This is a genomic window from Robinsoniella sp. RHS, assembly GCF_001029355.1.
GTDB lineage: Bacteria > Bacillota > Clostridia > Lachnospirales > Lachnospiraceae > Robinsoniella > Robinsoniella peoriensis.
This window is the reverse complement of the sequence record NZ_JNGB01000020.1, coordinates 158,412-180,938: the sequence shown is the minus strand read 5'-3', so window position 1 is coordinate 180,938 and position 22,527 is coordinate 158,412. Positions and strand designations below refer to the sequence as shown.

Below are 22,527 nucleotides of genomic sequence, written 5' to 3'. Positions count from 1 at the left end.
ACCGGAGATTGGGATAGGAGGCTGTAAAATGACTGCAAAAAAGTATCAGATAAAAAAGTGGTTTCCGCTGTTCTTAATGATGGCGCCGGGTCTGATCTATCTGTTCATCAATAATTATGTGCCAATGGCGGGCCTTGTGGTAGCTTTTAAAAATTTTAATGTAGTAGACGGCATATTTGGAAGCCCCTGGGTAGGCTTTAAAAACTTTGAATACCTGTTAAAGGATGCATTTGCGATAACCAGGAATACCCTTCTGTATAATATGGTTTTTATAACACTGAATACAGTTTTGGGTATCATATTTGCAATATTTATCTGTGATGTGCGAAATAAAAAGCTGAAGACGGTATACCAAAGTGCAATCCTGCTGCCATTTCTGATGTCAATCGTTATCGTGAGTTATATTACATTTGCATTTTTCAGCGCGGATAATGGATTAATGAATAATACAATTCTTCCGGCGCTGGGCAAAGAACCGGTTGCCTGGTATCAGGAGCCTAAATATTGGCCTGTTATTCTAGTAATTGTCAATTGCTGGAAGGGTGTAGGCTATGGATGCCTGATTTATATTTCCAGTATTACCGGGATAGATCCGGTTTTTTACGAAGCGGCAGAACTGGATGGAGCCAGTAAATGGGAGCAGATCAAATATATTACGCTGCCAAGTATTGCCCCCAGTATCATTACATTAACTTTGCTTAACATTGGTAGAATTTTCTATGCAGATTTCGGACTGTTCTATCAGGTAACCCAGAATTCCGGTCAGTTGTTCAGCACCACCAATGTTATTGACACTTATGTTTACCGGGGATTACTTCAGGTTGGAAATATCGGCATGGCTTCTGCTGCCGGATTCTATCAGTCCGTGATTGGATTTATCCTGGTACTGACCGCTAATATGGCAGTTCGCAGGTTTAGTAAAGAAAATGCACTGTTTTAAGGAGGAATTGATCAATGATACAGAGTAAAAGCAGCCTAAGATTTCAGGTTTTGGCAAATACGGTCATGGCAATCGTGACAATCCTGATCATTATACCGTTTATTTTATTGTTTATGTCCTCCATTACCTCGGAAAACGCATTAATCCGGGATGGTTATTCCTTTTTTCCAAAGGAGGTCAGCCTGGAAGCCTATGGTTATATCTTAAAAAATGCAGCCGGCGTTTTTCGGGCATATGGTATTACGATTCTGGTTACGGTGATCGGAACGGTGGGAAACACTTTGCTCAGTGCACTTTTAGCATATCCGTTATCCCTGAAGAATCTGCCATTTAAGAGAGTAATTACATTTTATGTATTTTTCACCATGCTGTTCAATGGTGGATTAGTACCAAGTTATCTAATGTGGTCGGGAACATTCCATATTAATAATACAATTTGGGCTTATATTATGCCGGGATTTCTCATGAGTGCCATGAATGTGCTGCTTATACGTACCTTTTTTGCAAACAGCATTCCGGATGCGCTGTTTGAAGCGGCTCAAATAGACGGTGCCAGTCAGTTTCGTATTTTTGGGACAATTGTGCTTCCGCTTGGCAAACCAATTCTGGTTGCGATGGGACTGTTTGCAGGTTTGGGGTATTGGAATGACTGGACAAACGGCTTGTACTATGTCCGGGATACAAATCTTTATGGCATCCAGAATTTATTGAATAAAATGATAACCGATATAAAAGTACTGTCAAGCGGCATGTCCGGCGGAGGGTCAGTAGCGGCAGCTAATATTCCTTCAGCTTCGGTTCGTATGGCAATTGCATTTGTAGCGATGGTACCTATTTTGTGCTGTTATCCATTTTTGCAGAAATATTTTGCAAAGGGGATTGCTATTGGCGCAGTGAAGGGGTAACGCGTCACACAAAGAGGATTCGGAAAACGGTGCTCTTTTGTATTAAGTTAAATATTGAATAGAATAATTCCGCCGGGCCTGATCAATGCAATCTGATTAGACGGGCGGAATTATCTGTATCCTGATATAAGACAGCTATAATGTATTTTTAATATGCCGGATGAGCTCTTCCATCTCCGGAGTATTATTATTTTCCTGATTTTCCAGGAGTAAGGGATATAGTTGTGCCTGGTAGCCGCATTCTGCCAGCAAACAGGCATTGTCATAATGCAGCAGATAATAATTATATTTTTCTATAGCCTTCTTGTCTAGCATTTCTGCAATTACATCTTCCTTTTTTTCAAATTCATTCAGCCAGGGCAGAGCACGATTTTCCAAAAAGGAACGGACCTCATTTGTAAACTGATCAAAATTATGATCGTCATTAACAGACCACCATTTTTCTTCTCCATAGAATTCGTGATATGGCCGTATTTTAATCTGGCATTGGGATTCACAAAAATTTTTGTTTTGGATTACCATATTTTTTTCAAAATATAAACCAATATTAACGGTAAAACTACAGTTCTGGTTATGATGATATCTGTATTTCTGGAAATTAACGATTTTACATAAACCGTTGTCCTGATATAATCTGAAATTCTGTCCATTCCGTCTGAAACCAAGAGGTTTGAATGTTTCTTCAAAGATATTTCTTATTAAAACTTTTACTTTCTGATTTAAATCATTGTAGGCGATAGGATCATCTTTGCTATCCATAAAGCCGGCAGATTTTGAAATATGAATGTGACTCCCTCCCTTGTTATATTCTAATGATGATTTCACTTTCATTTGGCTGAGATAATCTTAGAGCCTGTTTTAAAATTACTGCTGCGTTTAAAAAGCAGGGTTATAAATCAGCGCATAATTTGTATTATACAATAGAATTCTGGATTTTTGTTGAAAAATGTATTAAATAGTAGATTTTTTGACATGACCAATTTGTTCCTTCTTTGCGGGTAGAAGCATATTTTAAAAAAGGAGGAAATGCAAATGGTCACGATAAGTGTATGTATGATTGTTAAAAATGAGGAATGTGTTCTGGAAAGATGCTTATCTACGGTAAGAGAAATTGCTGATGAACTCATCATCGTAGATACCGGTTCAACAGATGCTACAAAAGAAATTGCAAAGAAATTTACGGAGCAGGTGTATGATTTTGAATGGTGCGATGATTTTTCGAAAGCCAGAAATTATTCTTTTTCAAAAGCTTCATGCGAATATTGTATGTGGCTGGATGCAGATGATGTACTGTTGCAGGAGGATCAGGATAAGCTCCTGGAGCTGAAGAAAAACCTGAATCCAACTGTTTCTGTTGTGATGATGAAATATAATACTGCATTTGATGAGGATGGTAAACCTATCTTCACATATTATCGAGAAAGACTATTGCGTCGTTCTGATTCCTTTCAATGGAAAGGAGCCATTCATGAAGCTATATCTCCATCTGGTTTGATTGAATATAGCGATATTGCAATTTCACACAGAAAGTTAAAAGTGGCAGACCCTATGAGAAATCTGAGGATTTTTCAAAATATGGTTAATAATGGCGAAGTTTTAGTACCTAGAGAACAGTTTTACTATGCGAGGGAACTCTATTACCATGGAAAATATGAAGAGTCCTATGGACAATTCAAAGAATTTCTGGATGGGAAGCAGGGGTGGATTGAAAATAATATTTCGGCTTGTCAGTTTATGGGATATTGTGACTATCAGCTGGGGAAGCCGGAAGAAGCGCTGTCTTGTTATTTCAGAAGTTTTGAATATGATGAGCCAAGAGCGGAAGTGTGCTGCGATATTGGCAAGCATTTTCTGGATCTAAAACAATATCAGTTAGCGGTTTACTGGTATAGGTTGGCGCTGTCTTGTAAAAGAGTGGATGACAAAGGGACTTTTGTACAAACAGATTGTTATGATTTCATCCCGTTTATTCAGCTGTGCGTATGCTTTTATGCGCTTGGCGATAATGAAAAGGCGGTGATGTATAATGAGTCTGCGGGAAAAGTGAGACCAAATCATCCCTCCTATTTAAGTAACAAGGAGTTTTTTGGGAAACGAAACTAAAATTTATTTCAGAGTGGAGGAAGAATATAATGTCGAATGATTTTGAGAGTCGTTATGGCTGCCATGATAATTGTGGCAGCGATCAACAACCAAATGATGTGGAAGCATGCGAGACAATCAGATTAACCTGTAAGCCTCATTGCTGTACAGGTTGTACAGGAAACAGCGGAATTACGGGACCTACAGGCCCAACGGGAGCTACCGGAGCCACGGGAGCCACAGGCCCAACCGGAGCCACGGGAAATACCGGAGCAGCCGGAGCGGCAGGTCCAACAGGCCCCACAGGGGCAACAGGAAATACCGGAGCTAACGGGGTGACAGGTCCTACCGGAGTAACAGGTGCCACAGGTGCAAATGGAGTAACGGGTCCAACCGGAGCCACAGGAGCCACAGGTGCCGCCGGAGCAGCCGGTCCAACTGGAGCCACCGGTGCGACAGGAAATACAGGAGCCAATGGTGTGACAGGTCCAACGGGAGCCACGGGAGCAGCCGGAGCGAATGGAGCCACAGGTCCTACAGGAGCAACGGGAAATACCGGAGCGAATGGAGCAGCAGGTCCCGCCGGAGCCACAGGTGCAACGGGAAATACCGGAGCAGCCGGAGCGACGGGAAACACGGGAGCAGCCGGAGCGACGGGAAACACGGGAGCAGCCGGAGCTACAGGCCCAACCGGAGCAACCGGAACAGCTGGAGCAACCGGAGTAACCGGCCCGACAGGAGCAACAGGAAACACCGGAGCTGACGGAGAGGCAGGCCCAACAGGAGCCACCGGAGCGACGGGAAACACGGGAGCAGCCGGAGCTACAGGCCCAACCGGAGCAACCGGAACAGCTGGAGCAACCGGAGTAACCGGCCCGACAGGAGCAACAGGAAACACCGGAGCTGACGGAGAGGCAGGTCCAACGGGAGCCACAGGAGCGACAGGAAACACGGGAGCAGCCGGAGCTACAGGCCCAACAGGAGCCACAGGAACAGCCGGAGCAACCGGAGTAACCGGCCCGACAGGGGCGACGGGAAACACCGGAGCAACTGGAGCCGCAGGTCCCGCCGGAGCCACAGGGGCAACGGGAAATACGGGAGCAGCCGGAGCGACTGGCCCGACCGGAGCAACGGGAAATACCGGAGCTGACGGAGAAGCAGGTCCAACGGGAGCCACAGGGGCAACGGGTAACACCGGAGCTGACGGAGCTACAGGTCCCACAGGAGCAACAGGAAATACCGGAGCAATCGGAGTGACGGGTCCCACAGGAGCGACGGGAAATACCGGAGCTGACGGAGCAGCAGGTCCGACAGGAGCCACCGGAGCGACAGGAAATACTGGAGCGGATGGAGCAGTAGGACCCACAGGAGCGACGGGAAATACTGGAGCGAATGGAGCTACAGGTCCAACCGGAGCAACCGGAAACACTGGGGCTGACGGAGTGGCAGGCCCAACGGGAGCCACGGGAGCCACAGGAAATACCGGAGCGGATGGAGCCACAGGTCCAACAGGAGCCACGGGAAATACCGGAGCGAATGGAGCTACAGGTCCCACAGGAGCTACAGGCCCAACGGGAGCTACCGGTGCCACAGGGGCTACCGGAGCAGCAGGCTTAAATGGCGGTGGAGCTATCATCCCATTTTCATCCGGCATCCCGATTACAATGACTACTATTGCAGGAGGACTGGTAGGTATCCCAAGTCTGATTGGATTTGGATCATCAGCACCTTCCGTAGGAATATTAGGTACGACAATTGATTTAACAAATGCTGCAGGCACATTGACCAACTTTGCATTTTCTGTTCCAAGAGCAGGAACAATAACTGCATTGAGCGCATATTTCAGTACCACCCTGGCACTTACTCTGGTTGGCAGTACCGTTACCATCCAGGCACAGTTGTACCAGTCTGTTACACCGAACAATATCTTTTCACCTATACCAGGTGCAATCGTGACTCTGGCTCCGGCGTTAACCGGACTTATATCCATTGGAAATATCAGTAATGGTATCACAACCGGATTAAATATTGCAGTCACTGCGCAGACAAGATTGCTGCTTGTATTTTCAGCATCCGCTACCGGATTGACATTAGTGAATTCCGTAGTTGGTTATGCAAGTGCAGGCCTCTCAATTGTATAATTTAAATTAATATACGGTTTTTTAGAAGAGCTATGATAAACTGAATTTGATAAAGAAGGCTGCCGCAAATGTGGCAGCCTTAACTGATTCAATCTATATCCGGTTTTTTCTTATGATTTGCTAAAAATTCAGTAGGAGTATAAAATGTATAACGTTTAAACACCGTAGCAAAATAGCTGCTGGTATTAAACCCCAGACCCATGGCAGTATCAGTAATGGAATTATCGTCTAATAGCATAGACTTGGCAAGTTCTATTTTCTGCTGGTTAATAAAGTTTCGGGGAGAGATGCCAATCTGTTTTTTAAACTTTTGTTTATATTGAGAGATTGAAAGAAGACACTGGGCAGCAAGCTCATCCAGTGAAATCTCCACTGTCAAATGATCCATAATATAATTTAAGGATCTCCCGATATCCGGAGTAAGCTGAAATTTTGTTTTTTGTGAAGCAAGTATGAGAATATGTAAAAACAAGTTGATGAAACTAGCCACTACATATGGGTTTCCTTCTGTCTGCGCAAAATAAAAAGCTTGTGTAAGGTACTCGGATTCCTTCGCATTTATTTTCACAACGTGGTGAGAAATTTCGTTAAGTCCGGCGATAAGTGCTTCGGCTGCGCCTGGTTCCAAAAATAAGAATCGCGAGGGATCACTGATTTCTAACTGGAACCAGTATACTTCCCCCAGGGACAGTGGAACTTCATCGGTACTGTGAATTTCGTTTGGGGTGGTAATAAAAACATCGCCTCCGGAGATTTTATAATTGGAATCAGTACTGGAAAAAGAAAGTGCGCCCTTTGTACACATGGTAATTTCAAAGGCATTTTCATGGTAATGCCAGTTAAGAGGCGGAATGGCATTTCTTAAAGTGTGTTTTGCAAGAATCCGAAGCCCGGGTATCTGCAGTTGTTCCTCTGCCAGAACAGTACGTACATCGGATTTAAAATATTCATCTTTCCAGTTCGTTGGTTCCACTATAAATCTTCTCCTTTACGACCTTTAATTTTGTACAGTGTATGTAACTGATTGCATTATTTTTTTAATAATCATATAATGAATATTGTAAATAGTCAATAATGTAATAGTGTAAAACAAAAATAAATTATGCATGTTGTATAAATAAACAAAAACAAAAAACAGAGAGGAGAAATACATGGAATTTCAACCTAATTACCAATATGTTGTTCAGGCTGCCAAAAATCAGGAGGCAGTCAGGCTGCCTTTATATGAACATAATGTATCTTATAAAAAAATAGGAGAAATTATGGGAAAAGATATGGAAGGGCTTTATAAAGGAGATGACAAAGATGTAGAAGAGTTTTTTGCCACGTATTGCAGCTTTTTCAAAAAATATGGGTATGATGTAGTAACTTTCGAAGAGTGCATTGGTACTGTTATGCCTGGAAGCGGTGCCCTTGGTGACAGCCGGGTCGATCCGGTTATTAAGGACCGGGATGACTTTGACCATTATCCCTGGGATGAGATACCGGAATATTATTTTAAGAAGAACAGCAGGTACTTTCAAGCATTAAGAAAATGCATGCCGGAAGGGATGAAAGCAATCGGCGGTGTGGGAAACGGCATTTTCGAATGCGTCCAGGAAGTGACAGGCTTTCAGGAATTGTGCTATATAGCGGCTGATGATGAAGAACTTTACCGTGAATTGTTCCAAAAAGTGGGAGAGACCAATTATAAAATATGGACGCGGTTTATGAAGGAATTTGGAGATATCTATTGTGTACTCCGTTTTGGAGATGATCTGGGTTATAAGAGTAATACGTTATTATCCTCTGATGATATTAAAGACTTGATACTGCCGCGCTATAAGCCAATTGTGGATTTGGTGCATTCATACAATAAGCCATTTTTATTACATTCCTGCGGCAGTATATTTTCCGTTATGGATGATATAATTGATAAAATAGGAATCGATGCAAAGCATTCAAACGAAGACCAGATCGCACCATTTCCGGAATGGGTAAAGCGTTACGGGAACAGAATCGGGAACTTCGGAGGATTTGATGTGGATATAATTTGTCATGCCTCCAAAGAAGAGATGAGAGAATATATAACAGATATTTTGAAACAGTGTAAAGGACATGGCGGAATAGCCGCTGGAACAGGAAATTCCATTCCGGACTATGTGCCCACAGAAGGTTACCTGAATATGATTGAAATCGTCCGACAGTTTAGGGGTGAATAAATTTTTTGTAATTTTGTATATATTAGTAAATAAGTTATAAATAATACATACAATGTTATAAATCATTATTTGGGCGGATATTATGGAATTTATAGAAAGCCAAACATATAAAAATCTTCAGACTGCTTATGAAGAGAAACTAAAGAACAGTTCAAAATACAGAATATACAGTGAGATAGCAAAAGCAGATGGATATCAGGATATCAGCGGGGCTTTTTCAGAGACAGCCGATGATGAACTGAAAAATGCCAGACTCTGGTTAGAGCAGCTGAATATGGGAGCAGTACCGGGTACTTATGAAAATGTAGCGGATACTTATCATACAGAGTACTTTGACTGGGCACAGAGGTATAAAGAGTATGCAGATACAGCAAGAAAAGAGGGATTTTATGATATGGCACGTCTGTTCCGCGGCGTTGCGGAAGCAGACCGGCATCATGATTTCCGGTTTGAACAGATAGCTCAGAATATCAAGTCAGGCGGTACTTTTTGAAACAAAATAATAAAAATAGAAATAAAGATTACTTGCCGGTTTTACCAATAAGGTAAACCGGCACTTTTATTTTTATTTTTGATATAGTATAATGAGTAAATAAATGCGGATTTTATGGCACAATCGGAGGAAATTATGAAAAAGCAAATATACGCAGCCGTTACCGGAATACTCTTGCTTGGGGCAGTGACGGCTGGAGGCTGGATTTATTATGACCGCATGATCCGGCAAAGTGAATTAGATCCGGTAAATGAGTTTCAAAAATACGAGAAGCATTATGTACTTATTACAGAAGACATGAAATCCTCCTTTTGGCAGGCAGTGTACAGCAGTGCAAAAGAAGAAGCCGCAAAAAATGGAATCTATCTGGAACTTGCAGGTGCAGATCTGTCGGTGGATTACGGAATAGAAGATCTGATGGAGGTGGGAATTGCTGCAAAGGCAGACGGAATCATCGTCCATCCGGATGGAAGTAAGAAGATAGAGACCCTGATTAACAAAGCCTCATCTGAGGCAATACCTGTTGTAACTGTATTGGATGATGCACCACAGACGAAGAGGAGAAGCTTCATTGGAATAAACAGCGTACAGATGGGTGAAGAGTATGGACAGGAGATCATTCGGAACATAGAGGATGATACCAAAAAGGTATTGGTATTATTAAAGGGAGAGACGGAAAATGGAAATGAAAATCTTGTGTTTGCCCAAATGAAAACAACTGTGAAGGACGCATTGGGAAAGGAATCAAAGATAGAAATAGCTTCTTATCAGGTAAAGAACCAGACTGCATTTGACTCGGAAGAAACCATTCGAAGTATTTTCCGGGATGAAGATATGCTTCCGGATATTCTGGTTTGCCTGGATGAGGTGGATACGGAATGTGCCTATCAGGCTGTGATTGATTATAATAAAGTTGGAGAAGTGGCAATCATAGGCTATCACCCCTCGGAAAAGATTTTGAATGCAATCAAAAGAAATGTGGTTCCCGCCACCTTTGAGATTGATACAATACAGATGGGAATAAAATGCATCGATGCATTGCTGGAGTATGACAAGATGGGGTATGTCAGTGACTTTAATAGTGTAGACCTATATCTAATCAACCAAAATAATGTACAGGAGTATTTGGAAAGTGAAGAAGAGCAGACAAATCATTAAAAATTTATCCATCCGTACAAAGCTTTTGCTGAGTTTTGCTTTTACTTCTATTATATTGCTGACCAGCAACCTGTTGTTATATGGGGAAGTAAACCAGACCATACAGAAAATTGACGGCATCTATGCAAGTAATGTAAGTCTGAATGATTTGTCAGATGCATTGGGAAATATGCAGGGTGATATTTTCGAGTATCTGAAGACCAGAAGCTCTGATGCGTTGGAAGATTATTATCGGAATAACCAGAATTATCAGGAATTTATCAGTCGTCTGAATGCGGATACTACCGATAACGAGATGAAACTTCTGGAGAAAAACATAAGAAATATGTCCGACACCTATCTCAAAGTTGTGGATGCCACCGTTCAGGCAAAACGTGCCAGTAATACCCAGAAATATAAAGATTCTTACCAGGAGGCGCAAAAGCTGTACCAATATATTAACGCCTATATTTACAGTTTGAATAACATGCAGTTCAAGGCAAATTCCAACAGCTATCAGGTTTTGCTTGGATCTTTGAATTTTATGGAGATTGCAAGTACCATAATCCTGGTTTTGGTCTGTATTTTCAACACCTTTTTATTGTTTTTGATTACAAGAAGTATCATCCGTCCATTATCCAGCCTGGCAAAGACTGCAAATGAAGTTGCGGCAGGAAATCTGGATGCCCCGCTGTTAGAGGTCAGCGGAAATGATGAGGTGGGGATTGTTGCGAAGGCTTTTAATCAGATGGTATTCAGCATTAAAGAATACATTGCCAAAATTACGGTAAGCATGGAGAAGGAACAAAAGATGATGGAGCGGGAGCTGCTTATGGAGACCCATCTCAAGGATGCGCAGCTGAAATATCTGCAGGCACAGATTAATCCCCATTTCCTGTTCAATTCGCTGAATGCGGGAGCGCAGCTTGCAATGATGGAAGACGCTGAGAAGACCTGTCTGTTTATAGAACGCATGGCAGATTTCTTCCGCTATAATGTAAGGAAAATGACAGAAGATGCCACACTGGAAGAAGAAATCGAAACCGTGGACAACTATATCTATATCCTGAATGTCCGGTTTGCAGGGGATATTCACTTTACAAAAGAAGTAGACACTTCTTTTCATGATGTTAAGATACCAAGTATGATTCTTCAGCCCATTGTAGAAAATGCGGTAAATTATGGTATCCGGAATATTGATTGGGAAGGAACCATCCGTATGATCGTGGAAAGTGCAGAGGACGGAATACAGATTCGCATTATAGATAATGGCAAGGGAATGGAGCAGGAACGCATACGGGAAGTCATGGAGAAGAAAGCGGCTGGCACCAGCATGGAAACGGATTCAACGGGAATCGGGCTGGATAATGTGATCAACCGGCTCGAACTGTATTACAATACAGAAGGGATACTGTCCATACATAGTGAAGGAATCGATCTGGGAACAGAAGTAACGCTGAAAATCCCTCTGAAGAATTGCTAGTGCCTCCCGGCGTAAATACGTCGATATATAGTGCCTGATATCTGTGTCAGGTGTGCGTCTGTGAATCGACGGCGTAGCGGGCTACGACTAGATTCACAGACGTGCAGCTGGCGCGGATAGCGGGTGCTATATAGTGGCATATTTACGCCGGGAGGCACTAGTGTACAAGGGAAGAGGAGGAACAGGATGTATAGAATACTATTGGCAGATGATGAGGGGATTATGCTTGAGTCCCTCAAAACTACAATCGAATCTAATTTTAAGGGGCAGGTAGAGATTGCCTGTGCAAAAACCGGAAGGGCAGTGATTGAACTGGCGGAAACATTCCGCCCGGATATTGCATTTATGGATATTCAGATGCCAGGAATTAATGGGATTCAGGCAATGAAAGAGATTCAGAAATTTAACAGCAGTACCATATTTATTGTAATTACTGCTTATGATAAGTTCGGTTATGCTAAAGAATCTATCAATCTAGGGGTATTGGAATATCTCACGAAACCTGTAAACCGGAAAGTGATCATAGACGTACTGGTCAGAGCAATGGGCGTGGTAGAAGATGAGCGGAAAAAGCGCAGTGAGAATCTGAAGATACAGGAAAAGCTGGAAACAGTAATCCCTATTATTGAAAGCGGATTTATTTACAACCTGTTATTGCAGGATGGCCTGCCCACCGATACCGGAAATTATAAAGAACTGCTTGATATTGAAGATGACTATGGATTTATGATGGTAATCCAGTTCGGGGAATCCATCGAAAATGGGATGTTGACAAATGCTGTGGGAATGAGCGTGAAAGCACAGGGCTTTTATGATGATTTTAGGGAAGTAGTCAAAGGATACTTCAGCTGCTGTATCGGTCCCATTATGTCAAATAAAATCGCACTTTATGTTCCGTGGAGCCAGTCGGCACTGGAATATGACGACCGGATTCAGGTCATAGAGAAAATGAGGAATCTCATTCGGCGGCTGGAAAAAAGCATTGATGCAAGATTTAAAGCGGGAATAGGCAGAGTGAAGTCAATGGATGAACTGCAGGATTCTTACAAAGAAGCGGTAAAAGCACTCCAGGAGGGGAAGGGGAGAGTGGCACATATCGAGGATCTTCCAATCGGCTGCGATTACGATGGAGATTATCCAGTTGAAACAGAAAAGAAGTTGTTTCAGATGATCGCCAAGGCAGACATAGGTGGAGCGAGAACCCAGGCAAATGTTTTTTTCGACTGGATGGTACAAAATTATGAAGCCTGCAGAGAAGATATTCAGATCAAGGTACTGGAATTTGTCATGGTTGCAGAAAAAGAAGCCTTTTTACATGGCGGGATGACCTATGGATTCCGCTATCGACGGGACTATCTGTCCCAGGTGACCGGATTTGAAGATTATCTTGATCTCCGCAGGTGGTTTTTAGATAAAATTACAGAAGTATGCCACAATATTGTAAGAAAGCAGGAAGAACAGACGGAAAGTGTCGTTTGGAAGGCAAAGCAGTATATTAAGGAGAACTATTCCAGAGATATTTCCCTTGACGATGTCTCCAAAGTGGTAAACATCAGCCCCTATTATTTCAGCAAAGTATTTAAAGAAGAAGCCGGAGAAAATTTTATAGAGTATCTAACGAGAACCAGAATCGGAAATGCTAAGGAGTTTTTAAAAAGGTCAGAGCTGAGTATTAAGGAAATCTGTCTGATGTCAGGATATGGGGATCCCAATTACTTCAGCCGTATTTTCAAAAAACAGGAAGGGGTAACACCCAGTGAATATAGGGAGAGGTTAGGTGGATGAGAAAAAATTATGTGAAATTACTGGCATATTGTTTATGCTTTTGTATATTTCTGGGAGGATGTGCAGGAAAAAATCAAAAAGATATACAGCATGAGGTTACCGGAAGCAGTAAGATCCAGATAGGGTTTTGTTTTGATTCCTTTGTAATCGAAAGGTGGCTTAGAGACCGGGACGTGTTCGAACGGTTTGCCAGAATGAAAGGGGCGGAGGTAAATGTCCAAAATGCCAATGGAGATGTGGAACAGCAGATTGCCCAAATTGATTACTGCATTAAGAAACAAGTAGATGTCCTGGTGATCATAGCGGTAGATGGAAAAGCAATTTCTGAAGTAACACAAAAAGCAAAAGCGGAAGGAATCAAGATTATAGCCTATGACCGGTTAATTGAAAATGCAGATGTAGATCTTTATTTATCTTTTGATAATGAAGAGGTAGGCCGGCTGATGGGAGAGGCAATGGCAGAAAATCTGCCAAAAGGCGGCAATATCTTCATGATTAAAGGACCGGTAACAGACCATAATGTTTCTATGGTAGAGGAAGGATTCCTGAAGGCAATCGATGGCTCCGGGCTGAATATCGTGTACAGTGCCAATTGTGAGGGATGGCTTTCTGAAATTGCATATGATGAAGTAAATAAGGGATTGGAAAAAACCAGAGATATCGCCGGTGTAATGTGCGGCAATGATGATTTGGCAAATCAGGCGTTTCGCGCTTTGGCGGAAAACCGGATGGCAGGTAAGGTAGTACTTGTGGGACAGGATGGGGATTTAAGCGCCTGTCAGCGAATTGTGGAAGGGACCCAGGCAGTAACCGTATACAAATCTGTGGATTTACTGGCAAAAACGGCTTCTGAATATGCCGTTAAAATGGGAAAAGGAGAAGAAATTAAGACAGATGAAACCATATATGACGGATCTTATAACGTGCCTTATATGAAGCTCATGCCGATAGCAGTTAATAAAGATAATATGCAAAAAGAAATTATAGACAGCGATTTTCATTCGGCAGAAGATGTATATTTGAATGTGAAGGATTTATAGTATTTTTTTGCAACAAAAATGTCCTGTATTTTCAGGGCATTTTTTTATGATCATAAAAATCTGCAGGATGTCGCAAACAAGTCCTGTTTCTAAAGTGGTATATTATGGGTGTAAAGAAAAACGAGACGATAACCAGGGAGGTATTAGAATGAAAAGAAAAGTTGTGAGTATTTTAGCAGCAGGTGTAGTAGCAGCAGGTATGCTGGCTGGATGTGGATCTGCAAGTAATACGGCGGCAACATCAAAGGAAAGTACATCAACAGCGGCCACGGAGGCAACAGCGGCGGCAGATACCAGTGCGGCGGAAAGCCAGGAAAACAGTCAGGCTGATTCGCAGGCAGATGAAGCCGGCAGCACTGGAGGCGGAAAGCTTGTTGGCGTAGCAATGCCCACAAAGGATCTCCAGAGATGGAATCAGGATGGTACCAATATGGAAGCACAGCTTAAAAAGGCAGGCTACGAAGTTGACATACAATATGCCAACAACGATGTGGCTACACAGGTTTCCCAGGTGGAAAATATGATTTCCAACGGATGTGAAGTTCTGGTAATTGCCTCTATTGACGGCGAATCACTTGGAACCCCACTCGGGCAGGCAAAAGAAGCAGGAATTCCTGTTATTTCTTATGACCGTCTGCTCATGAATTCCGACGCAGTTAGCTACTATGCTACATTTGACAATTATAAAGTAGGAACCAAACAAGGGGAATACATTGAAGAAAAACTGGATCTGAAAAATGCTGACGGGCCGTTTAACCTGGAAATCTTCACTGGGGATCCCGGTGATAACAATGCCAACTTCTTCTACAATGGAGCAATGGACGTATTAAAACCATACATTGATTCCGGTAAACTGGTAGTTCCTTCAGGTCAGATCGATTTTGCAACAGTTGCAACAGCAAACTGGTCCACAGAGACAGCCCAGAACAGAATGGATACGATTATTTCCGGTAATTATGCAGACGGTGCCAATAAGCTGGATGCAGTACTTTGTTCTAATGACTCAACGGCTCTTGGGGTTGAAAATGCTCTGGAAGCTGCAGGTATGGCAGAATGGCCAATTATTACAGGGCAGGATTGCGATATTGCCAATGTGAAGAATTTAATTGCAGGTAAACAATCCATGTCAGTATTTAAAGATACCAGAGAACTGGCAAACCAGGCGGTTAAAATGGTAGATGCCATCATGCAGGGAAAAGAAGCTGAAGTTAACGACACTAAATCCTATGATAACGGTACCGGTGTTATTCCGACTTTCCTCTGTGACCCAATTGTTACAACTATGGATAACTATAAAGAGTTATTAATAGATTCCGGATACTATTCGGAGGATGACCTGAAATAAAATGCCATGCAAAAGGACGTTGCAAAAGGCGTATCACGCTTTGAAAGCAATGTCCTTTTTAAAAGAACAGGAGGGATTCAATTGGCAGGTATACTATTGGAAATGAAAAATATTACCAAGACCTTCCCCGGTGTTAAGGCTCTTGATAATGTAAATCTTAAGGTAGAAGAAGGTGAGATCCATGCGCTGGTAGGAGAAAACGGGGCAGGGAAATCTACTTTGATGAATGTACTTAGCGGCATCTATCCCCACGGAACTTATGAAGGAGATATAACTTACCGGGGTGAAGTTTGTAATTTTTCAAACATAAAGGACAGCGAGGGTAAAGGAATTGTAATTATACATCAGGAACTGGCGCTGATTCCCTATATGACCATTGGGGAAAATATGTATCTGGGAAATGAAAAAGGAAACCGTTTATCGATTGACTGGAATGAAACATACGGAGAATCTGATAAATATTTAAGAACCGTAGGGCTGCAGGAATCCTCAAGAACATTGATTAAAGATATCGGGGTAGGAAAGCAGCAGTTAGTAGAAATTGCAAAAGCTCTGGCTAAGAAAGCGCAACTTTTGATTCTGGATGAGCCGACAGCATCTTTAAATGAAGCAGATTCACAGGCATTGCTGGAGTTGCTCTTAAAGTTCAAAAGCCAGGGAATGACGTCGATTATTATTTCTCATAAATTAAATGAGATTGCCTATGTAGCAGATAAAATTACAGTCATCCGGGATGGCTCAACCATAGAGACACTGGATAAAAAGACAGATGATATATCAGAAGACCGTATCATAAAAGGAATGGTAGGCAGAGACCTAACCGACCGTTTTCCTAAGCGTCCGGAATTTGTAAAAAAAGAGGTCCTTCTGGAGGTAAAAGACTGGACGGTACACCATCCGTTGTATACAGAACGCAAGGTCTGCGACAATGTCTCCATTAAAGTCCACAAAGGTGAGGTTGTTGGAATATCCGGGCTTATGGGTGCCGGAAGAACAGAACTAGCCATGAGCATTTTCGGAAAAAGCTATGGTACTAATATTTCCGGGAAACTTTTCCTGAATGGGGAAGAAGTGCATCTGAGAAGCGTAAGAGATGCAATCCGGAAAAAGCTGGCATATGTAACAGAAGACCGAAAGGGAAACGGGCTGATCCTTTCCAATCCCATTAAAATAAATACGACCCTTGCCAATCTTTCAGCCATCAGCAAAAGGACGGTGATAGATCAGGATAAGGAATATCAGGTTGCTGTGGAGTATAAGGAACGGCTGAAGACAAAATGTCCTTCCGTAGAACAAAATGTGGGGAATTTAAGCGGAGGAAACCAACAGAAGGTCCTGCTGGCAAAATGGATGTTTGCAGAACCGGATATTTTGATCCTGGATGAGCCTACAAGAGGTATTGATGTAGGAGCAAAATATGAAATTTACTGTATTATCAACGATCTGGTATCAGAAGGAAAGTCGGTGATTATGATTTCATCGGAACTGCCGGAGGTACTTGGAATGTCTGACCGTATCTATGTTATGAATGAAGGAAAGATTGCCGGGGAACTTACCAGGCAAGAAGCAACCCAGGAGCGGATTATGGCATGTATTTTAAAATCGAGTAAAGGAGAGTAGACAATGGATAAAGCAAAAGTCTCAGGAATTATAAAAAAATATACCATGGTAATCGTTCTGGTTCTGGTAACCTTATTCTTTACCTGGCAGACAGGAGGTAAGATGCTTCTGCCTCAGAATGTGACAAATCTGATTGCCCAGAATGCCTATGTATTCATATTGGCAGCCGGTATGCTGCTTTGTATCCTTACGGGAGGAAATATCGATTTGTCCGTAGGTTCAGTTGTGTGTTTTGTAGGTGCTGTAGGCGGAACCTTAATGGTCAATAAAAATATGAATATGGCACTGGTCATCCTGATTATGGTTTTAGTTGGTATCTTAATTGGAGCATGGCAGGGTTTCTGGATTGCATTCGTCCGTATCCCTCCGTTTATCGTAACACTTGCCGGTATGCTGGTTTTTCGCGGACTGTCTAACGTAATTCTGAATGGCCGCACGGTAGCGCCAATGCCGGAGCATTACCTTGCGCTGTTCAACAATTACATACCGGACCCATTTGGCGGCAGCATTAACATTATATGTGTTCTGGCAGGAATCCTGGCTTCTTTGATCTACATTTTCGTAGTATTTAAAGGTCGTGCAGGCAGAATAAAAAAAGGCTACGAGACAGAGAATTTAGCAGGCGTTGTAATAAAAACAGCTATTATCTGCATCGTGATCCTGGCTTTTATGTTCCGGCTTGCACAATATAAAGGAATTCCCAACGTTTTAATCTGGGTTTTAGTGGTGATACTCATTTACTCTTATATCACATCGAAAACAACAATCGGACGTTATTTTTATGCCGTAGGCGGAAATGAAAAGGCAACCCAGTTATCTGGAATCAACACGAATAAAGTGTATTTTATTGCTTATTTGAATATGGGATTACTGGCGGCAGTTGCGGCAATGGTTACCATTGCAAGATTAAATTCAGCTAATCCTACAGCAGGAAACAACTATGAAATGGATGCCATCGGCTCCTGTTTTATCGGCGGAGCTTCTGCGTATGGCGGAACCGGTACGGTACCCGGCGTTATTATCGGTGCAACTCTGATGGGGGTAATCAATCTGGGAATGAATATCATGGGTGTGGATGCCAACTACCAGAAAGTGGTAAAAGGGCTGGTACTGCTGGCAGCAGTTATCTTTGATGTAGTAAGTAAAAATCGTTCTAAATAATAAAACTCTCTGGACATTTAGTTATCAACCTGCCGTATTACGTTTTAATACGGCAGGTTGCCGTCCATTTTTTTGTAGTATTCACTTAATGCACTATTTATGAAAGAATTAGATCTCATAAATATATGCTTCGCATGAAATCTCTTCTAATGCCCCATATTCTAAAATAGTATAATAATCCCCCGATTTTTTAATGTATCCATCCTGAATAAAATCATTTAAGATACGGAACATATGGCGGTCGCTCATACCGGTAAGCCCCGGAAGGAGTTTATAGTTAAATGTAAAATGACCATCCTTTTCTATGGATAAAATAAAAGATGCAATGCGGCTTTTTGGGGAATAATATTGGTTAATAGATGCATTATTATTAGTTATATAAAGAGCCTCAGCCATATTATAACTAATATTTCCAAGAAAAACGGCATCTGCTTTTAACAGGCTGCGGCACTGCTGAAAGGGAAGATAAACAGCATAGGATAGCTTTGTGGACTGGATGGTTGTTGTAGCTGGCGAGTTCAGTATAAATTCTATTTCACCTACGATGCGGGGGCGTTTTAGCAGGCGGAAAACAGCATCCTTGCCATTTTCGAGAGAATAATATACTTTCCACTCACCAGTGAGAAAAACAAACAATCCCTGCAGCAAATCCCCCTGAAGATAAACATATTCTTTTTCCTGATAAACGGCTAACTGCATATGCTCTCTGATATTAGAGTGAAACATAGTGTGAATCTGGTATTTTTCAATATACCAGTTTTTTTGTTTTGCATCTTCAATAAATTTCAAAAATAAACCTCCTCGTTAGTGACAACTGTCAGTGAAAAAATATCATAAAAATATTATATTACAAATATGCACAATATAAAAGCGCAGAAAAACAAATAATATGCAGAATTCACCAGAGGGATTTGAAAATTGCTTTTATTATTTTCAAACAGGCTCCAGGGTGGATGAAAGGAGAAGAAAAGATGAAGATGATTTTAGATCTGGATACGGGGATTGATGATGGAATGGCTCTGGCTTATGTACTGGGAAGTGAGGAAATTGATTTACTGGGGGTTGTAGGAACTTATGGAAATGTCTATACGGATATGGGAGTACAAAATGTATTGAATATTCTGGAAATGTGTAATGAGGCATCCATTCCGGTCTATGAAGGTGAAAAACATGCATTAAAGAAACCTGGATTTTTAAGATTGGAAGTAAGTGCAAGAATTCATGGAGAAAATGGTGTTGGTCAGGTCTCAATGATAAAAGCCCAGAGAAACAAAGAAGATATGCCGGGTGTTGACTTTTTGATATCTTCTGTAAAAAAATATAAAAAAGATCTTGTGATTGTTGCAACGGGACCCATGACAAATCTGGCATCAGCCCTTATAAAAGCTCCGGAAATCGCGGAGTTTATGGGACCGGTGGTGATCATGGGAGGAGCCTTGACAATACCGGGGAATGTTACCCCATATGCGGAAGCAAATATCTCACAGGACCCATATGCGGCAAAGTATTTATTTGAAAGCGGAGTAGATGTTACAATGGTGGGGCTGGATGTGACACAACGGTCAGTCTTAACAAAAGAGTCTACCAGGAAATGGAGAGAAACAGGCAGCACTGCAGGCAGCGTATTTGCAGACATGACAGATTACTATATAGGAGAACATGACATATCTATTGGGGGATGTTATCTCCATGATCCTTCAGCGGTTGCCGCAGCAAAAAATCCCCATTGGTTTCAGATGCTTCCAATGCATATGACCGTGGTCACAGAAGGTGCGGCAGCAGGAAGAACCATAGGGAGTCAGGAGAAGCTGAGGGATGTGAACCCCAATGTAAAGGTATGCATAGGAGTGAATGATAAAGCATTGGTAAAAGATCTGGATGATACCATGCAGAACCTTTTTACACGCTGCAGCAAAGCCCGGGAGGAATAAAATGGACGTTGATAATGAAAAGAATACAAGAAAACTATTGCCCTGTCTGTTAAGTCTGTTCGTTCTTTCCAATTTAATGGTTCAGGCATTCGTAACGGTTTCTCCGGTGTTAGCGAAAGAATTTCATGTTTCAGCCAGTAAAGTAAGTATGATTGTAACACTCAGTACCGTAGCCCTGGGTGTATGCAGTGTGGTTTATGGAACACTTTCCGATTATATACCGGTGAAAAAACTGCTGCTTCTTGGGACTACGGTATTTGTGGCAGGTTCTGCATTCGGATTGCTGTTTCAAAATTATTTTTATATGGTAGTAGCTGCAAGGGTGCTGCAGACCGTAGGACAGGCGGCAATCAGTTCCTTATATCTGGTCATCACATCACGATATACAAAAGGGAAAGAAAAACTAAAATACTTTGCCTGGTTCACAGCCTGTTTTCAGATAGCCCAGGCATGCGGTGTACTGGCGGGAGGTGTTTTTGCAACCTATGTTAATTGGAAAGCACTGTTTTTAATTTCTCTGATGGCAGCTGTATTTATCCCAATTATATGGAAGTATGCTCCGGTAGAGAATGAAGGGAAAATAAAACATGTAGATGTATTCGGTATTGGATTGTTCAGCATATGCATTGTAGTGATTATGCTGATGTTGAGTGATTTCAGGCCAATCTATGCGGGGATTGAAATCCTTGTGCTGATTGTATTTTTAATTTATATCAGCAAGAAAGAAGATGCATTTGTCACACCGGGATTTTTCAGAGAAAACAAAAAATATACAAAGGCAGTAATAATGGTATTTGCACTGTACCTGGCACAATTTGTATTTGCTTTTATCTGTACCTTTATAGTAAGTACCTTGTATCCCCGGTCTCTGGATCTTATTTCTTATATCCTGCTGCCCGGATATATTGCGGCTGCAGTTGTGGGCATGAATGGGGATAAAATCACGGCACGGCTTGGCAGATATCAGACAATCAGCCTGGGGGCATTCATGATTTTCCTGGGTCTTCTGTGCGCTGCTTTCTTCATGAATAAAGGAAAAATAGTTCTAAGTGTGGCGGGTATACTATTTTTTGCAGGGTATAATACGATTTATTCTCCAATGCTGGATACCGTAACCAGTTCCCTGCCACCGGCTGAAGTAGGCAGAGGTATCGGCATCAATGATCTGACGATCAATATCAGTTCCTCCATTGGTGTTGCAGTATGCAGCCGTTTTATGATCGTTGATTATTTAAAAATACATGCGATTGCTCCTGTATCAGAAGGCGTGTATGTTTACAGTAATATTTTAATTATTTTGTCAGTGGCGGCTATCATCAGTTTGCTAAGTTTCCGTAAATCGATGAAGGCATTTTATCAATAAGCATTTTGCCGGACTGATCAGATACTCCCATATTCCTGCTGTAAAAAGAGCAAACTTTTTTTGTTATTGCATTCCAGGAGTATACGCGGTATTATTAAAGCATAACGCTGCATGAATCTGAAAATAACAAGGCAATGCATGACTTCCATAGATTCTACCAGAAAGACTTCACGCTAAAATCCCAAAAACGGTATCCAGCGGATAACGTAGTGTAAATCTGAGGTCTTGTGAATGGCAGCATAAGCAGATAAGCAGCATATTGGATACATACAATGACTTTAAAAGTTAAATAAGGGAACTGCAGGAGGAAGAATAATGGATTGCTCTAAATTTAAATGGAATATGGATACTGAAAGTACAGTAGATGAAAATGGAATACATATTTTCGCACCGGAAAAAACAAATTACTTTGTTAACCCAATCAATGGCAGCGTTGAAACACATGCCCCGTTTTTCTATCAGGAAGTAGAAGGAGACTTTGTACTGCGCTCAAAAGTGAGCCATGATTTTACCGATGTCTATGATGCCTGTATTCTTCTTGCATTAGAAAATGAGCGTTTATGGGCAAAAGCATGCTTTGAGTATACAGACATTGGTACCCATTCCGTTGTAACTGTTATGACAAATCAGACTTCTGATGATGCAAATGGTGTGAATATAGAGGGAACTCAGGTATGGCTGCAGCTGGCGCGTAAAGACAATGTCTTTGCAGTTCATTATTCATTGGATGGTGAGAATTATATGATGGCAAGAATCTGTTCCCTGCCCATGCAGAAAAAGATTCAGGTAGGCTTGGTTGCGCAATCGCCGGCCGGAAAAGGAGGCATGCGTCATTTTGCGGATGTTTCTTTAGAACTTCGTACTTTGAATGATATCCGGGGTGGGAAATAGAGGCAGAAA

Annotated in this window: 19 protein-coding genes; 16 read left to right on the top strand and 3 right to left on the bottom strand. The window is 41.9% G+C overall.

Annotation, left to right across the window (positions count from 1 at the left end; all coding sequences use genetic code 11):
• The first annotated feature begins 28 nt into the window (after positions 1–28).
• Complete coding sequence (locus RHS_RS11525; RefSeq protein ID WP_047833253.1) at positions 29–940, top strand: ABC transporter permease subunit; 912 nt, start codon at positions 29–31, stop codon at positions 938–940.
• A 14-nt stretch (positions 941–954) separates the two neighbouring features.
• The gene (locus tag RHS_RS11520) at positions 955–1,845 is read left to right on the top strand and encodes a carbohydrate ABC transporter permease (RefSeq protein ID WP_027292953.1); all 891 of its coding nucleotides are present in this window, start codon (positions 955–957) and stop codon (positions 1,843–1,845) included.
• Between the two features lie 135 nt (positions 1,846–1,980).
• Here the strand turns inward: RHS_RS11520 and RHS_RS11515 are convergent, their stop codons facing one another.
• The gene (locus RHS_RS11515) at positions 1,981–2,604 is read right to left on the bottom strand and encodes a DUF4304 domain-containing protein (RefSeq protein ID WP_027292952.1); all 624 of its coding nucleotides are present in this window, start codon (positions 2,602–2,604) and stop codon (positions 1,981–1,983) included.
• A 273-nt stretch (positions 2,605–2,877) separates the two neighbouring features.
• Between RHS_RS11515 and RHS_RS11510 the strand changes: the two genes are divergently transcribed.
• Both RHS_RS11510 and RHS_RS11505 read left to right on the top strand, forming a co-directional pair.
• Positions 2,878–3,948 (top strand): glycosyltransferase, encoded by a 1,071-nt coding sequence (locus RHS_RS11510; protein WP_027292951.1) that lies wholly within the window; start codon positions 2,878–2,880, stop codon positions 3,946–3,948.
• A gap of 29 nt (positions 3,949–3,977) precedes the next feature.
• Entirely contained in the window at positions 3,978–6,068 is a 2,091-nt protein-coding gene (locus RHS_RS11505; RefSeq protein ID WP_047833252.1) for an exosporium glycoprotein BclB-related protein, read from the top strand.
• An 88-nt stretch (positions 6,069–6,156) separates the two neighbouring features.
• Here the strand turns inward: RHS_RS11505 and RHS_RS30855 are convergent, their stop codons facing one another.
• Positions 6,157–7,041, bottom strand: coding sequence for an AraC family transcriptional regulator (locus RHS_RS30855; protein WP_138002132.1), 885 nt, complete (start codon positions 7,039–7,041; stop codon positions 6,157–6,159).
• A gap of 178 nt (positions 7,042–7,219) precedes the next feature.
• Here RHS_RS30855 and RHS_RS11495 point away from each other — a divergent pair, with 178 nt between their 5' ends.
• From RHS_RS11495 to mmsB, 9 genes are all read left to right on the top strand, one after another.
• Positions 7,220–8,269 carry a uroporphyrinogen decarboxylase family protein gene (locus RHS_RS11495; RefSeq protein WP_047833251.1) on the top strand — a complete coding sequence of 350 codons (1,050 nt, stop codon included), beginning with the start codon at positions 7,220–7,222 and terminating at the stop codon, positions 8,267–8,269.
• An 82-nt stretch (positions 8,270–8,351) separates the two neighbouring features.
• Positions 8,352–8,762 carry a rubrerythrin family protein gene (locus RHS_RS11490; RefSeq protein WP_052377700.1) on the top strand — a complete coding sequence of 137 codons (411 nt, stop codon included), beginning with the start codon at positions 8,352–8,354 and terminating at the stop codon, positions 8,760–8,762.
• Between the two features lie 135 nt (positions 8,763–8,897).
• Entirely contained in the window at positions 8,898–9,920 is a 1,023-nt protein-coding gene (locus RHS_RS11485) for a substrate-binding domain-containing protein (protein WP_044296333.1), read from the top strand.
• On the top strand, positions 9,874–11,382 hold the full coding sequence (locus RHS_RS11480) for a histidine kinase (protein WP_047833250.1): 1,509 nt from the start codon (positions 9,874–9,876) through the stop codon (positions 11,380–11,382). Before RHS_RS11485 ends, RHS_RS11480 begins: the two co-directional genes overlap by 47 nt.
• A 186-nt stretch (positions 11,383–11,568) precedes the next feature.
• Positions 11,569–13,167 (top strand): response regulator, encoded by a 1,599-nt coding sequence (locus tag RHS_RS11475; RefSeq protein ID WP_047833249.1) that lies wholly within the window; start codon positions 11,569–11,571, stop codon positions 13,165–13,167.
• A complete protein-coding gene (locus RHS_RS11470) occupies positions 13,164–14,207 on the top strand; it encodes a substrate-binding domain-containing protein (RefSeq protein WP_044296331.1) in 1,044 nt (347 codons plus the stop codon). The genes RHS_RS11475 and RHS_RS11470 overlap by 4 nt, the downstream gene beginning before the upstream one ends.
• Before the next feature lie 148 nt (positions 14,208–14,355).
• Entirely contained in the window at positions 14,356–15,552 is a 1,197-nt protein-coding gene (gene chvE, locus RHS_RS11465) for a multiple monosaccharide ABC transporter substrate-binding protein (RefSeq protein ID WP_027292943.1), read from the top strand.
• 81 nt (positions 15,553–15,633) lie between these two features.
• Positions 15,634–17,172 carry a multiple monosaccharide ABC transporter ATP-binding protein gene (gene mmsA / locus RHS_RS11460; RefSeq protein ID WP_027292942.1) on the top strand — a complete coding sequence of 513 codons (1,539 nt, stop codon included), beginning with the start codon at positions 15,634–15,636 and terminating at the stop codon, positions 17,170–17,172.
• A gap of 3 nt (positions 17,173–17,175) precedes the next feature.
• The gene (gene mmsB, locus RHS_RS11455; RefSeq protein ID WP_047833248.1) at positions 17,176–18,333 is read left to right on the top strand and encodes a multiple monosaccharide ABC transporter permease; all 1,158 of its coding nucleotides are present in this window, start codon (positions 17,176–17,178) and stop codon (positions 18,331–18,333) included.
• Positions 18,334–18,441: 108 nt separating this feature from the next.
• Here the strand turns inward: mmsB and RHS_RS11450 are convergent, their stop codons facing one another.
• Positions 18,442–19,122: a cyclic nucleotide-binding domain-containing protein gene (locus tag RHS_RS11450; protein ID WP_047833247.1), complete on the bottom strand. Its 681-nt coding sequence runs from the start codon at positions 19,120–19,122 to the stop codon at positions 18,442–18,444.
• 182 nt (positions 19,123–19,304) lie between these two features.
• Here RHS_RS11450 and RHS_RS11445 point away from each other — a divergent pair, with 182 nt between their 5' ends.
• The 3 genes from RHS_RS11445 to RHS_RS11435 all read left to right on the top strand — a co-directional run bounded on the left by RHS_RS11445 (position 19,305) and on the right by RHS_RS11435 (position 22,518).
• Positions 19,305–20,264 carry a nucleoside hydrolase gene (locus RHS_RS11445; RefSeq protein ID WP_395022113.1) on the top strand — a complete coding sequence of 320 codons (960 nt, stop codon included), beginning with the start codon at positions 19,305–19,307 and terminating at the stop codon, positions 20,262–20,264.
• A gap of 1 nt (position 20,265) precedes the next feature.
• The gene (locus RHS_RS11440; RefSeq protein WP_395022111.1) at positions 20,266–21,627 is read left to right on the top strand and encodes an MFS transporter; all 1,362 of its coding nucleotides are present in this window, start codon (positions 20,266–20,268) and stop codon (positions 21,625–21,627) included.
• A 315-nt stretch (positions 21,628–21,942) separates the two neighbouring features.
• Entirely contained in the window at positions 21,943–22,518 is a 576-nt protein-coding gene (locus RHS_RS11435) for a DUF1349 domain-containing protein (RefSeq protein ID WP_047833245.1), read from the top strand.
• Positions 22,519–22,527: the final 9 nt, after the last annotated feature.

Coding starts and splice junctions, on each gene's coding strand:
- RHS_RS11525 (WP_047833253.1), top strand. CDS start 29: ATGACTGCAAAAAAGTATCAGATAAAAAAGTGGTTTCCGCTGTTCTTA.
- RHS_RS11520 (WP_027292953.1), top strand. CDS start 955: ATGATACAGAGTAAAAGCAGCCTAAGATTTCAGGTTTTGGCAAATACG.
- RHS_RS11515 (WP_027292952.1), bottom strand. CDS start 2,604: ATGGATAGCAAAGATGATCCTATCGCCTACAATGATTTAAATCAGAAA.
- RHS_RS11510 (WP_027292951.1), top strand. CDS start 2,878: ATGGTCACGATAAGTGTATGTATGATTGTTAAAAATGAGGAATGTGTT.
- RHS_RS11505 (WP_047833252.1), top strand. CDS start 3,978: ATGTCGAATGATTTTGAGAGTCGTTATGGCTGCCATGATAATTGTGGC.
- RHS_RS11495 (WP_047833251.1), top strand. CDS start 7,220: ATGGAATTTCAACCTAATTACCAATATGTTGTTCAGGCTGCCAAAAAT.
- RHS_RS11490 (WP_052377700.1), top strand. CDS start 8,352: ATGGAATTTATAGAAAGCCAAACATATAAAAATCTTCAGACTGCTTAT.
- RHS_RS11485 (WP_044296333.1), top strand. CDS start 8,898: ATGAAAAAGCAAATATACGCAGCCGTTACCGGAATACTCTTGCTTGGG.
- RHS_RS11480 (WP_047833250.1), top strand. CDS start 9,874: ATGTACAGGAGTATTTGGAAAGTGAAGAAGAGCAGACAAATCATTAAA.
- RHS_RS11475 (WP_047833249.1), top strand. CDS start 11,569: ATGTATAGAATACTATTGGCAGATGATGAGGGGATTATGCTTGAGTCC.
- RHS_RS11470 (WP_044296331.1), top strand. CDS start 13,164: ATGAGAAAAAATTATGTGAAATTACTGGCATATTGTTTATGCTTTTGT.
- chvE (WP_027292943.1), top strand. CDS start 14,356: ATGAAAAGAAAAGTTGTGAGTATTTTAGCAGCAGGTGTAGTAGCAGCA.
- mmsB (WP_047833248.1), top strand. CDS start 17,176: ATGGATAAAGCAAAAGTCTCAGGAATTATAAAAAAATATACCATGGTA.
- RHS_RS11445 (WP_395022113.1), top strand. CDS start 19,305: ATGAAGATGATTTTAGATCTGGATACGGGGATTGATGATGGAATGGCT.
- RHS_RS11440 (WP_395022111.1), top strand. CDS start 20,266: ATGGACGTTGATAATGAAAAGAATACAAGAAAACTATTGCCCTGTCTG.
- RHS_RS11435 (WP_047833245.1), top strand. CDS start 21,943: ATGGATTGCTCTAAATTTAAATGGAATATGGATACTGAAAGTACAGTA.